Below are 12,867 nucleotides of genomic sequence, written 5' to 3' on the forward strand. Positions count from 1 at the left end.
GCCTCGATGAACTCGACGTCAGCCGCGGTCATTTCGGGCGACGCCGCCCGCCGCCAGAACTCGTTCGGAAGTTCGGTAAAGAAGTCCGCGTACCACGCAGACGAGATATCATTTGACAACGCCAGAAGCTCCTCATGGAGTACATCAACACGAAAAATTGATGTCACCAGGCACACCGAGGTCCGACGCTGGTCAGCAGTCGACCTCGATCACCACCACGCCATCCAGGCCGGCGGTGTCCGGTGGCCCGGGACAAGACCCGGGGCAACCATGGCTTCCTCCACGCAAGGCGTCGGGCCGCTCCCCGACGAACTGCCGCCAAACTAGCCCGCCCGCCCGGCGGCGTCAAACCAGTTAATCCGGGTATCGCCGGCCCCGACTCCAGGAAGATCAGCCGGCAGTTGCTCGCGTCGCGCCGCTCACAGCCCCCTTGTCTACGTGTGCAACCCGGGGGTGGTACCGATCGTGCTGGTGCACGCCCGGGCCCTACTCACCAGCGCCCCGAGGGTCGGACCGCGTATCTCGACGCTGACTTCCACGCCCCGGAGAAGATCCTGGCGTCTGAAGCAGCTGCGGGAAACGCTCGACCTGGCCCAGCCTGTCGCGGTCATACATTTCATCGCCGACGACGCCGTCGTCAAGGACCTCGTCGGCCGGCTCATGCGTCCGCTTCCGACAGGCAGCATCCTGGCTCTGTCCACCTGCACGGCTGACAGTGCGCCCGAGGAGGTTCGTGTCGGGGTGGCCGCATACAACGCCAGTGGTATTCCGCTCGTCGCCCGAGACAGGGCCTGGGTCGAGCAGTTCTTCGATGGGCTGGAAATACTCGACCCCAGCGTGGTGCTTGTCAACCACTGGCACCCTGACGAGCTCGCCGCCGTGGACGATGCTCACGTGCACATGTACGGCGGCATTACCCGGAAGCGGTAACATGCCACGCCGCCGGACCGGCGGCCCCGCCGCGTTCGGCACTCACGGCAGGATGGTATGGGTCTCGTCAGGCTGCCTGAGGACCCGAAAGCCTGGCCGCGGTGTCCGCCGAACGGAGCGCGGCCCGGGCAGCGGGCTTCGCACGGTCGCCGCGGCGACCACCCCGCCGACGGCGGTGCCGCATCCCGCGGATGATCTCGCCGCCAACGTTCCCGGCGCGGCGGTCGGCGCGGCGAGCGGGTCGGGACGGGCCGGCGCCGGCGCCGGCAGAAGATCTGTACTCCGGATCCGCTACTCCCACCTCGCTCCCCGGGGGCTACCGGGTGCGAGGTCGCGTAGGATTCACCCTCTGTCGAGGACACATGCCACGGCCGAGACGCCGGCCAGCCGGATGATGATGCACATGCCGTCCGGCCTCTTCCGCGCGTCTTGACAGACTGACCGATGAGGCCCTGACGGAGCCTCGTCGGTGAGGCTGCTACCGGGGCGGAAGGACTCACACCAGATGGGCCGCTACTTCGTGACGACGGCGATTCCGTACGTCAACGGCAAGCCGCACGTAGGTCACGCTCTCGAACTGATCGAGACCGATGCGTACGCACGTCATCTTCGTCAGCGCGGCCACGAGGTCCGGTTCCAGACCGGCACCGACGACAACGCCCTGAAGAACGTCCAGGCGGCCGAGGCCGAGGGGATCACACCCGCCGAGTACGTCGAGCGGGTCGCCACCGGGTTCGTGGGCCTTCGCGGTCCGTTGGGCCTCTCGTTCGACGATTTCATCAAGACGAGCACGGACCCCCGCCATCGGCCGGGAGTCGAGAAGCTGTGGTCGGCCTGCGCCGACCGCGGAGACTTCTACCGCAAGACCTACGCCGGTCTGTACTGCGTGGGATGCGAGCTGTTCTACCAGCCCGACGAGCTGGTGGGCGGCCGCTGTCCGGAACACGGGACCGTTCCCGACCTGGTGGAGGAGAGCAACTGGTTCTTCCGGTTGAGCCGCTATCAGGACCAGCTCCACGAGCTCATCTCCGCCGACCGGCTGCGCATCGAGCCCGCCGCCCGCAAGCGGGAGGTACTGTCCTTCATCGAGGCCGGTCTGGAGGACTTCAGCGCGTCGCGGAGCATGAGCCGGGCCCGCGGCTGGGGTATTCCGGTCCCCGGCGACCCCGAGCAGGTCATCTACGTGTGGTTCGACGCACTCGGGAACTACATCACCGCCCCCGGGTACGGCAACGACGACGACAGCTTCCAGCACTGGTGGAACGACGCCGACAGGCGAGTGCACGTCATCGGCAAGGGCATCATCCGCTTTCACGCCGTCTACTGGCCGGCGATGCTGCTCTCGGCCGGGGTGCGCCTGCCCGACACCATCTTCGTGCACGAATATCTCACCGCCGACGGCATGAAGATCAGCAAGTCGGCCGGCAACGCCGAGGATCCCGCCGACATCGTCGCCGCCTTCAACACCGACGCGCTGCGGTGGTGGATGCTGCGCGACGTCGCCCGAGCCGGCGACACCGACTACACGACCGAACGGCTCGTGACCCGCGCGAACGAGGACCTCGCCAACAACATCGGCAACCTGGTCAACCGGACCGTGTCGATGGTGAAGCGGTACCGGGACGGGCTCATTCCCCCGCCCGCCCCCGACAATCCCGCGGCCGCCCAGCTGCGGGCGGTGCGCGACGAGGCCCCCCGGACAATCGACGACGCCTTCGCCGCCTTCGACTTCCGCCGGGCAGCCGAGGTCATCACGAGGATCGGCGACGAGGGTAACCGCTACGTGGAGGCCGCCCGGCCCTGGGAGCTCGCGAAGGCGGAGCGCAAGGAGGGAGCGTCGCGCGACGCCCTCGACGCAGTCCTCGCCGAACTGGTCGCCACGTGCCGGGAACTGGCGGAGCACCTCGCGCCCTTCCTGCCCGATTCGGCACCGCGCATCGCCGCGCAGTGCGGCGACGGCGGGCCGCGGACCGCCGATCCCAGCCCGGTGTTCCCGCGCCTGGAGGCCCCGCCGGCCGAACCGGCCACGACCTGACCGACGCCGCGGAACCGATCCGGCCGGGCCCGCTCAGGCCGGGCCCGCTCAGGCCGGACGCAGTGCGGTGAAACGCCGCAGCCGCAGACTGTTCGTGACGACAAAGACGGAGCTGAACGCCATCGCCGCCCCCGCGATCATTGGGTTGAGCAGACCGGTCGCGGCAAGCGGCAGCCCGGCCACGTTGTAGGCGAACGCCCAGAACAGATTGCCCTTGATCGTGCGCAGGGTGGCGCGCGACAGTCGGATGGCATCCGCCACCAGGCAGGGATCCGCGTTGACGAGCGTCAGATCCGACGCCTCGATCGCCGCGTCAGTGCCGCCGCCCATCGCCAGGCCCAGATCGGCCTGGGCGAGCGCGGCGGCGTCGTTCACCCCGTCGCCCACCATGGCCACGACCCGGCCCTGCGCCTGCAAGCGACGGACCGCCGCGACCTTCTCCTCGGGCAGGACCTCGGCGATGACGTCCTCGGCCGCGATGCCGACCTCGGCGGCGACGGACCGGGCGACCGCCTCGGCGTCCCCGGTCAGCAGGACCGGGTGCAGCCCGAGCCGACGCAGATCGGCGACGGCCGCGGCCGCGGTGGGCTTCACCGTGTCGGCGACGCTGATCAGTCCGCGGGGACGGCCGTCCCAGCCGACCACGACGGCGGTGTGCCCGGCGGCCCGTTCCCGGTCCAGCTCGGCGGCGAGCGCGCCCGGGAGTTCCGCGAACACCCGGGGCCGCCCGACGAGCACCGCATGCCCCTCCACGGTGCCGCGCACGCCGAGGCCCGCGGTGTTCGCGAAGTCCGCGACCGGCGGCAGCACACCGGCGGCCACCGCGTGCTCCCCAGCCACGTCAGCGATCGCCCGGGCGATGGGGTGCTCGCTCGCCTCCTCCACCGCCGCGGCGAGCCGGAGCACCTCGGCGGCGTCCTCGCCGGGAGCCGGCAGCACCGCGACAACCTGCATCCGCCCGCTGGTCACCGTGCCGGTTTTGTCGAGTAGGACGGTCTGGACCCGCCGCGTCGACTCCAGCACCTCCGGGCCGCGGATGAGGATGCCCACCTGCGCACCGCGTCCCGTCCCGACCAGCAGCGCCGTCGGCGTGGCCAGGCCCAGCGCGCAGGGGCAGGCGATGATCAACACGGCGACGGCCGCGGTGAAGGCGTCGGTCGCCGGCTGCCCGAGAGCCAGCCAGACCCCGAGGGTGACGAGCGCGATTCCGATCACCACCGGAACGAACACCGCCGAGACCCGGTCGGCGAGGCGCTGGACGCGGGCCTTGCCACTCTGGGCCTCCGTCACGAGCCGGGCGATGCGCGCCAGCTGCGTGTCGGCGCCGACCCGGGTGGCCCGGACCACAAGCCGCCCGCCGGCGTTCACCGTCGCCCCGACGACCGCGTCACCCGGGGCGACCTCGACGGGCACCGACTCGCCGGTGACCATGCTCGCGTCCACCGCCGACAGCCCGTCGAGCACGACGCCGTCGGTGGCGATCTTCTCGCCCGGGCGGACGACGAACTCGTCCCCGATCCGCAGCGCCTCGACCGGGATCCGCTCCTCGACCCGCCGCGGGCCAGTCCCCCGCGCACCGTCCGCCGGCCGGTCGCGCAGCACGGTGACGTCCTTTGCCCCGAGGTGGAGCAGCGCCCGCAGGGCCGCGCCGGAACGCCGGCGGGCACGTGACTCCAGGAATCGGCCGGTGAGCAGGAACACCGTCACCCCGGCGGCGACCTCCAGGTAGAGGGCTGTGCCCGCGCCGCCGTGGGCACTCCCGCCGGTGCCGTGGCCACTCCCCGAGTGGCCGATCTCGCCGGCCGAGGCTTCCGGGCCCGGGAAGCCGCCGGTGAACGAGAACGAGTGCCGCATCCCCGGTTCGCCCGCTCCGCCCAGGAACAGGGCGTACAGCGACCAGACGAAGGCGGCCAGCGTTCCGAGGGAGACCAGGGTGTCCATCGTCGCGACCCCATGCCGGGCGCCCCGGCCCGCGGCCCGGTGGAACGGCCAGCCTCCCCAGAGCACGACCGGCGTCGCCAAGGCCAGCGAGACCCACTGCCAGTAGTCGAACTGCCAGGCGGGCACCATGGCCAGTGCGATCACCGGCACGGCGAGCGTCGCCGAGCCAGCCAGCCGGACGCGTAGCGCCCGCAGCGCCGCGCCGGGCGCGTCGTCCTGCGTGCCGCCGCCGTCCTCGGCCTCCGCCGCACCAGTCGCATACTCGGCCGCGGTGTCAGTGCCGGCCGCGGTGCCGGCCGCGGTGTCAGTGCCGGCCGCACCCGGCCCACCCCGGACCGGGGTCGCGGAGTATCCCGCGGCCTGTACCGTGCGGATCAGATCATCGAGACAGACCGCGGGGGCTTCGGTATCCGCGAGGGTGACGGTGGCCTTCTCGGTGGCGTAGTTCACCGAAGCGGTGACGCCGTCCATCCTGTTGAGTTTGCGTTCCACCCGCGCGGCGCACGACGAGCAGGTCATCCCGCCGATCGCGAGCTCGATCCGCGCGGGGTGACCCGTTCCGACGTCGAGAGTGGTCATCAGATCTCCCCTTACAGCGGGCTGGAAGGTACTGCCGGTCGCGGACCGTGGGACCGGACACACCCGCCGGCCACCGGCACCGTTGGCACCACCGAAGCGATACGCCCGCCCGACAAGCTCGTATCCAGCCTCCGCAACAGCCTCCCGGACGGCGCCGTCCTCGACGACGCCGTCGCTGACGAGAGTGACCCGGCCCTCGGCCAGATCCACGGCGACGTCCGACACGGTCGGCAGCCGCGCGAGCTCCTCGGTCACGGATCGGACGCAGTGCTGGCAGGTCATCCCGGCCACCGTGTAGGCGGTCGTCATGGCCGTTCTCGTCTCCTCGTGTAAGCCGCCCCGGTCCCGATGGATCTGCCCATCCCACCGGCCACCGGCACCCGTCCGACCCTCCGAACATACCCTCCCCCCGCATAGTGTACCGGTACCCGGTGGGGGTACCTTCCGAACCCATGGTCGATCATCACGGGAGAGATCCCGCCCACGCCGACACGGGAAGGCCGCGACGCGCAGCCCCCACCCTGAGCAACCTAACGGACGCTTTCCACGAACGCCGGACTCCCGGCACCACCGTGGCGAACCGTCGACGTTGAGGAACCGCCGCCGCGAGGGACGGTCAGCGGGAGGCGGCCAGGCGGCGGGCGACCTCGGTGGCCCAGTAGGTCAAGATGATGTCCGCCCCGGCCCGGGAGATCGCGGTCAGCGTCTCGTCGATCGCCCGGTCCCGGTCAATCCACCCGGCCGCCGCGGCAGCCTCCACCATCGCGTACTCGCCCGACACCTGGTAGGCCGCCACCGGTACGTCCACTGTGTCGGCCACCGCCCGCAGCACGTCCAGGTAGGCCAGCGCCGGTTTCACCATCACCGCGTCCGCGCCCTCGGCAAGGTCGAGCGCGACCTCGCGCCGGGCCTCCTCGGCCGAGCGGACCGGATCCTGCTGGTAACCGGTCCGGTCCCCGAACTGCGGGGCGCACTCGGCAGCCTCGCGAAACGGCCCGTAGAACGCCGAGGCATACTTCACCGAGTAGGCGAGGATCGGCAGGTCGATGAAGCCCTCCGCGTCCAGCGCGGCCCGGATCGCGCCGACCTGGCCGTCCATCATCCCGCTCGGCGCGACGACCTCGGCACCCGCACGGGCCTGCGCCACGGCGATCGCGCCGTAGCGCGCCAGGGTGGCGTCGTTGTCGACCTCCCCGGAGCCGGTGAGCAGACCGCAGTGCCCGTGGTCGGTGTACTCGTCCAGGCACAGGTCCGTCATCAGGACGACGTCGCCACCGACCTCGGCGACGAGATCGGCGAGCGCGAGCTGGACGATGCCGTCCGGGTCGTCGGCGGCCGAGCCGCGGGCATCCTTCTCCGCGGGCACACCGAACAGGATGAGCCCGCCCACGCCGGCCTCGACGGCCTCGACGGCCGCCTCCCGCAGCGAGGAGCGGGTGTGCTGGACGACACCGGGCATCGAGGCCAGCGGAACGGGATCGGCCACGCCCTCCTTGACGAACATCGGCAGCACCAGGTCGGACGGATGCAACCGCACGTTCGAGACCAGCCGGCGCAGCGCGGGCGAGCGGCGCAGCCGGCGGGGACGTGCCGTCGGGTATCCGGCTGCGGCCCCGTTCCCCCGGGCCGGCACCCTCACCGCCGCGAGCCTCGCCGTGGCTTCGGCAACCGCGCGGCGAGCGGCCCGATCTTCCCGAGCTCTTCCCGGTGTTCGGCAGCGAACTCCGCCAGCGCCCCGACAAGGGCGGGGATGGACGCCTCCGGAGCCTGCACGTCGACGCGCAGCCCGAGCTCCTGGGCAGTGGCGGCCGTCGCCGGACCGATCACGGCGATCACCGTCGTCTCGTGGGGCTTGCCGGCGATGCCGACCAGGTTGCGCACGGTCGAGGACGAGGTGAAGACGACCGCGTCGACCCGGCCGCCCTTCAGCGCCTCCCGGATGGAGGCGGGCGGCGGAGCCGCACGCACGGTGCGGTAGGCCGTCACGTCATCGACCTGCCAGCCGCGTTCCTTCAGGCCGGCGACCAGGGTCTCGGTGGCGATGTCGGCGCGCGGCAGCAGCACCCGGTCGAGCAGGTCGAGGGTGTCGTCGAAGTCCGGCCAGTCCGCCAGCAGCCCCTCGCTGGACTGCTGCCCGGACGGGACGAGATCGGGCCGGATACCGAAGGTGCGCAGCGCGTCGGCCGTCGCCTCGCCGATCGCCGCAACCTTGACCCCCGCGAACGCGCGGGCGTCGAGGCTGCGTTCCTCGACCTTCTCCTGCACCGCCTTGACCGCGTTGACCGAGGTGAAGGCCACCCACTGGTAGCGCCCGGAGACCAGACCGGTGATCGCGCGCTCCATCGGGGCGGCGGTCCGCGGGGGCTCGACAGCGATCGTCGGCACCTCCAGCGGGCTTGCGCCGTGCGAACGCAGCAGGTCGGACAGGATCGCCGCCTGTTCCTTGGTCCGCGGGACCAGCACCGTCCAGCCGAACAGCGCCCGGGTCTCCCACCAGGACAACTTGCTGCGGGTCGCGACCACCGAGCCGATGGACAGCACGACCTGGGTGATCGGGGTGGGGGCCGCGGTCAACAGCGGTGCCGTGTCCACCTCGACCCGATCAAGCGTCGAGGTGACGGTGCGCTGGTCGGTGGTGGTGCCGTCCACGGTCACCGCGATCGGGGTGTCACCGGGCCGCCCGTGCTCGACGAGCGCCGCCGCGACCTTGCCGACCTCCGTCGGCGCCGCCGTGACCACGAGGGTGCCCGGGGTCTGGGCGAGGGCACCCCAGTCCAGGTCGCCGGGGGAGGAGATGGGCGCACCGAACCCGCCGAAGCCGCCCGGGGCACCGAGGCCCAGCGGCGAGCCGAACCCGCCGGTTCCCAGGCCACCGCCGAGCCCGCCCCCGAGACCGGCGATCGGCCGCCCGCCCAGCCGCGAGGCCCCGAACGGAGGACCGGTGAGCGGACCCACCGGCTCGCTCCCGCCGAACGGCGAGGACGCCGGCACGGTGCCCGACGACGAGAAGACCCCGGAGGTGCTGGCGAAGGTGACCGGCGCGCCCGGGGCGACCCCGGCGTAGGTCGCGACCGCGGCGCCAGTGAGGATGCCGGGCACCACCCGATAGGGGATCTTGGCCTTCGCGAGCGCCTGGGCGTCCGCGGCGCCGATGCGAGTCAGCCACGGATCGGAGGCGTAGAGCCGGACCACCTTGTCACCGGCACGGGCCCTGCTCACCACCGCGGCGGTCGCCGCCTCCGCGTCACGGACCGGCTTCGGCGCCTCGAGGTCGCCAATGCGCAGCACTTCGGCGGTGAGGTTCTCCACCACCGCCGGCGCCACCTCGGGATCGGCCACCACCAGGTCGGCGGCGGCCAGGGTCTCGACCGCGAGGACGGTGAGCAGTCCGGGATCACGTGGTCCGGCACCCACCAGGGCGACCGGGGAGACGGGCTTCTTCGTTCGTCGGGTGGCCATGCTCAGCGGGTTCCCATCAGCGAGTGTGCTCCGGCGGACAGCATGTCGTCCGCGAGGCGCTGCCCGAGCGCCTCCGGGTCGACGGCGGATCCGGTGACGTCACGCCGGAGGACATCGCTTCCGTCCGGCGCGGCGACGACCGCCCGCAGGCACAGACGACCCGCGGGAGGCGCACCGCCGGCCTCCGCCGCAGCTCTTTCGGCCGGCTCCGGAAGAAGCTCGGCCAAGGCGCCGACCGGGGCAGTACAACCAGCTTCGATGCCGGCGAGGAACGCGCGTTCCGCTCTGACCGCGACGGACGACGATGCGTCATCGAGCACAAACCGTAGCAGCTCGGCGAGGCCCGTATCGACGGGCTGGCCGCCATCTGACCACGTTTCGCCACCGGTTTGTCCCGCAGCGGGACCCGAACCCGCCGCGGCGGGCACCAGAGCGCGCGCCGGGCCGGCCACGACGAGCCCGGCACCGCCCGTGCACTCGATCGCCAGGGCTCCCTGACCGGGCGCGGGCAGCATCACCGTGGGTTCGAGGATCTCGGTGACGGCATCGAGCCGGTCGAGCCGCGCCAGCCCGGCGTGCGCGAGGACGACCGCGTCCACCTCACCGTCGATGGCCTTCTTCAACCGGGTGTCGACATTGCCGCGGATCGTGACGACCTCCAGCCCGAGGCCGAGAGCACACAGCTGCGCGGCGCGACGCGGAGATCCGGTCGCGATCCGGGCGCCGGCCCTGAGCTCGGCCAGGCGCCGCCCGCTCGGGGCGACCAGCACGTCCCGGGGGTCCGCCCGCGGCGGGACCGCGGCGAGCACCAGACCGGGTGGGGTGGCCGTTGGAAGGTCCTTCAACGAGTGGACCGCCAGGTCGATCTCACCAGACAGCAGGGCGTCGCGCAGCGCGCTGACGAAGACGCCGGTCCCGCCGATCTGGCTGATCTCCCCCGACGAGCGGTCCCCCGCCGTGACAATCGGCACCAGCTCGACGGCGCAGCCCACCCGCGCCCGCAGGGTGGCGGCGACCGTCCCGGACTGGGCCAGCGCCAGCGCCGAGCGCCGCGTTCCCAGCCGCAGCCGGCGGCCGGCGAAACGGGCCAGCAGGTCGGCGCCGGTACTCGCCGCGCCGATGCTCGTCGGATCGGTACTCGTCGGGTCGGTACTCGTCGGGTCGATCCCCGTCACGAACGCTCCAGCAGATCAAGGTCAGGCGCGGACACCACGGCGGGCACCTCCCGCGGCAGATCGAACAGTTCCCGCAGGGCCTCGGCGTAGGCGTCTCCGCCGGGCGCCCCGGCCAGCTCCTGCACCCGCACGGTCGGGGCGTGCAGCAGCTTGTCGACGACGCGCCGGACCGAGCCCTCCACCAGGCTCCACTCCCGATCGTCGAGGTCGGGCAGGCGGGTGTGCAACCGGGCGAGCTCGCTACGCACCACAGCGGCGGCGTGGGCCCGCAGCGCGACGACGGTCGGCGCCACCCGGCCCGCCTGCCGGCGGTCGAGGAAGCTCGCGACCTCGGCGGCGACCAGCGCGCGGACCGCCTCCACATCGTGCGTCACCTGGGCGCCGTCCAGCGCGATGCGCAGTGCGTCCAGGTCGATCAGACTCACCCCGGGCAGCTCGCGCACCCCCGGGTCGATGTCGTGCGGCAGGGCCAGATCGAGGAAAACCAGCGGGCGCCTTGCCCGGCCGGGCAAGGCCGCGGCAACCAGCTCGTGCTCGACAACGAGACCGCTCGCGCCGGTCGAGGAGATCACCAGGTCCGCCATGGTGATCTCGTGGGCCAGGTCGGTGAGACCGACGACCCGGGCCTCGTGGGCCTCGGCGACGCGGGCCGCCCGGGCGGCGGTCCGGTTCGCGATCACGACCTCCCCGGCACCGGCTCGCCGGACGGTCTGCGCGGCCAGCGATCCCACCGCGCCGGCACCGATGAGCAGCACCCGGGCCCCGGCCAACGGCGGGGGTTCGGACGTCACGGCGGGCCGCGGTCCCTCGGCCGCGGCTCCTCCCCCGTCCAGCGCCCGCCCACCCGGCGGCGCCACCGGCACGGCCGGAACCTCGCTGTGGAGGCCCAGACCGGAGGCGGCCAACCGGACACCCACCGAGACGATGGATGCGCCAGCGGCATCGATGGACGTCTCGGAGTGGGCCCGCTTGCCGACCCGCAGCGCGGCCTGGAACAGGCCGGACAGCGCGCTGCCCGCCACCCCGGCGGCCTGACCGGCCCGGAAGGCCGTGCGTACCTGACCGAGGATCTGGCTCTCCCCGACGAGCATGGAGTCCAGGCCGCACACTACCGAGAACAGGTGCCCGATGGCCCGCGCCTCGTGGTGGACGTACAGGTGGCCGGCGAGATTACCGAGGTCGATCCCACAGATCCGGCTGAGCTGGTCGGAGATGTCGGCGACTCCGCCGTGGAAGGTCTCGACCTCGGCATAGATCTCGATGCGGTTACACGTCGAGAGCACCACCGCCTCGCTGACGTGGGTGCCCTCGGCCAGATCGTGCAGGACCTTCGGGACCTCCTCGGCCGAGACCGAGGTGCGTTCGAGCAACGACGTGGGCGCGGTCTGGTGGTTGAGCCCGACCACCAGGAGGCTCACGACGCCTCACCTCCGGCCATCAGCGATCCCGCGGCCGGCAGCGTCCTGTGGGTCGGCGATCCAGGCGCCGGGGTGTGCTCCAAGCGCGCCGCACCCGGTTCCCCCTCCCGATCATCCCGGGTCGGCCGACCGTCCCGAGCCATCCCGGCCGGACGAGCTGCCCCCGCCGGACGAGTCACGCCTACTTGCCGAGTCACCCGCACGACCTCATCCGCATCGGTCTCCAGCCTGTCCGCGGAGGGCTCCGTCCCGTCCGCGCTCGTCACCCCGTCCAGGCCCGTCACCCCCCGCGCGGCGAGGACGTCGTCGCCGCCTGGCACCGCCTCGCGGGCCGAGGGCGCCCGCCGCGCCGAGCGCGCCCGGCGCACCGGCACGGCGTCACGCCCGGAGCCGGCGCCCGGTGTGGATCTCGCGCCCCGTCTCGGTGATGTGTCCCGTGCCGGCGACGGATGTTTGCGTGCTTCATGGAACGAGAGGATCTGCAGTTCCACGGCGAGGTCGACTTTACGCACGTCCACACCGTCGGGTACCGAAAGCACCGTGGGAGCGAAGTTGAGAATGCTGGTGACCCCGGCAGCGACCAGACGATCACACACCCCCTGCGCCGCGGCGGCCGGCGTGCAGATCATCCCAATCGTGACCTGACCCTGGACGATCACCTGTTCGAGATCGTCGACGGGACTGACGACAACCTCACCGACCCGCTCGCCGACCCGCTCGGGATCCGCGTCGACCAGGGCCACAATCCGAAAGCCCCTGGCATAAAAGCCGCCGTAACCCGCCAGGGCGTGGCCGAGGTTGCCGACTCCCACCAGCACGACCGCTCTGTCCTCGGTGAGGCCCAGTTTCGCGGCGATGCAGTCGAGCAGGACATCCACCTCGTAGCCGACGCCCCGCGTGCCGTAGGAACCGAGATGGGACAGATCCTTGCGGACCTTGGCCGGAGTGACTCCGGCGGCGGCCGCGAGCGTGTCCGAAGACACAGTGTGAACCCCGCTTTCCGCCAGTGTCGCCAGCACCCGGAGGTAGAGCGGAAGCCGCGCGACCGTCGCCTCCGGAACCTCGGAGGAACGCCTGGAAGCCGCGTCACTACGTGTGCGTCGCCGGATCACCGCCGGGCGACGCCGTGGCTGACTCATCCGCGGCTCCGATCTCTAGGCGCGCGGTTACGCCCGGAGCTATGGGCCCGAATCCGTGGCCCCGCCGACACCCGGCGTGCGGTAGTCCCAGCGTACGGTAGTCGGCGCCACAAGTCGGCTGTCCTCGGGCAGTGTACGACTTCGTGAAGGGATTCACGAAGTGCTGAGGAGAACCGGATCTTGATCTGTCG

General features: G+C 72.0%; 8 protein-coding genes. 2 read left to right on the forward strand and 6 right to left on the reverse strand.

Annotated elements, in window-relative coordinates; genetic code table 11:
• Positions 1-357 precede the first annotated feature (357 nt).
• Together AC08OU_RS15800 and AC08OU_RS15805 are read left to right on the forward strand one after the other, a co-directional pair.
• The gene (locus AC08OU_RS15800; RefSeq protein WP_476605216.1) at positions 358-930 is read left to right on the forward strand and encodes an SAM-dependent methyltransferase; all 573 of its coding nucleotides are present in this window, start codon (positions 358-360) and stop codon (positions 928-930) included.
• A gap of 505 nt (positions 931-1,435) precedes the next feature.
• A complete protein-coding gene (locus tag AC08OU_RS15805) occupies positions 1,436-2,965 on the forward strand; it encodes a methionine--tRNA ligase (RefSeq protein WP_462187880.1) in 1,530 nt (509 codons plus the stop codon).
• Between the two features lie 48 nt (positions 2,966-3,013).
• Here the strand turns inward: AC08OU_RS15805 and AC08OU_RS15810 are convergent, their stop codons facing one another.
• The 6 genes from AC08OU_RS15810 to AC08OU_RS15835 all read right to left on the reverse strand — a co-directional run bounded on the left by AC08OU_RS15810 (position 3,014) and on the right by AC08OU_RS15835 (position 12,676).
• Positions 3,014-5,794, reverse strand: a complete 2,781-nt coding sequence (locus AC08OU_RS15810) for a heavy metal translocating P-type ATPase (RefSeq protein WP_476605212.1) — start codon at positions 5,792-5,794, stop codon at positions 3,014-3,016.
• A 307-nt stretch (positions 5,795-6,101) separates the two neighbouring features.
• Positions 6,102-7,124: a porphobilinogen synthase gene (hemB, locus tag AC08OU_RS15815; protein ID WP_476605213.1), complete on the reverse strand. Its 1,023-nt coding sequence runs from the start codon at positions 7,122-7,124 to the stop codon at positions 6,102-6,104.
• Positions 7,121-8,944 carry a bifunctional uroporphyrinogen-III C-methyltransferase/uroporphyrinogen-III synthase gene (locus AC08OU_RS15820; protein WP_476605214.1) on the reverse strand — a complete coding sequence of 608 codons (1,824 nt, stop codon included), beginning with the start codon at positions 8,942-8,944 and terminating at the stop codon, positions 7,121-7,123. The genes hemB and AC08OU_RS15820 overlap by 4 nt, the downstream gene beginning before the upstream one ends.
• A 2-nt stretch (positions 8,945-8,946) precedes the next feature.
• On the reverse strand, positions 8,947-10,119 hold the full coding sequence (gene hemC, locus AC08OU_RS15825) for a hydroxymethylbilane synthase (protein ID WP_476605215.1): 1,173 nt from the start codon (positions 10,117-10,119) through the stop codon (positions 8,947-8,949).
• Positions 10,116-11,537 (reverse strand): glutamyl-tRNA reductase, encoded by a 1,422-nt coding sequence (locus AC08OU_RS15830; protein ID WP_462187877.1) that lies wholly within the window; start codon positions 11,535-11,537, stop codon positions 10,116-10,118. The genes hemC and AC08OU_RS15830 overlap by 4 nt, the downstream gene beginning before the upstream one ends.
• A complete protein-coding gene (locus AC08OU_RS15835; protein WP_462187878.1) occupies positions 11,534-12,676 on the reverse strand; it encodes a redox-sensing transcriptional repressor Rex in 1,143 nt (380 codons plus the stop codon). The genes AC08OU_RS15830 and AC08OU_RS15835 overlap by 4 nt, the downstream gene beginning before the upstream one ends.
• Positions 12,677-12,867: the final 191 nt, after the last annotated feature.

This window comes from Frankia sp. CcMO1 (genome assembly GCF_977945845.1).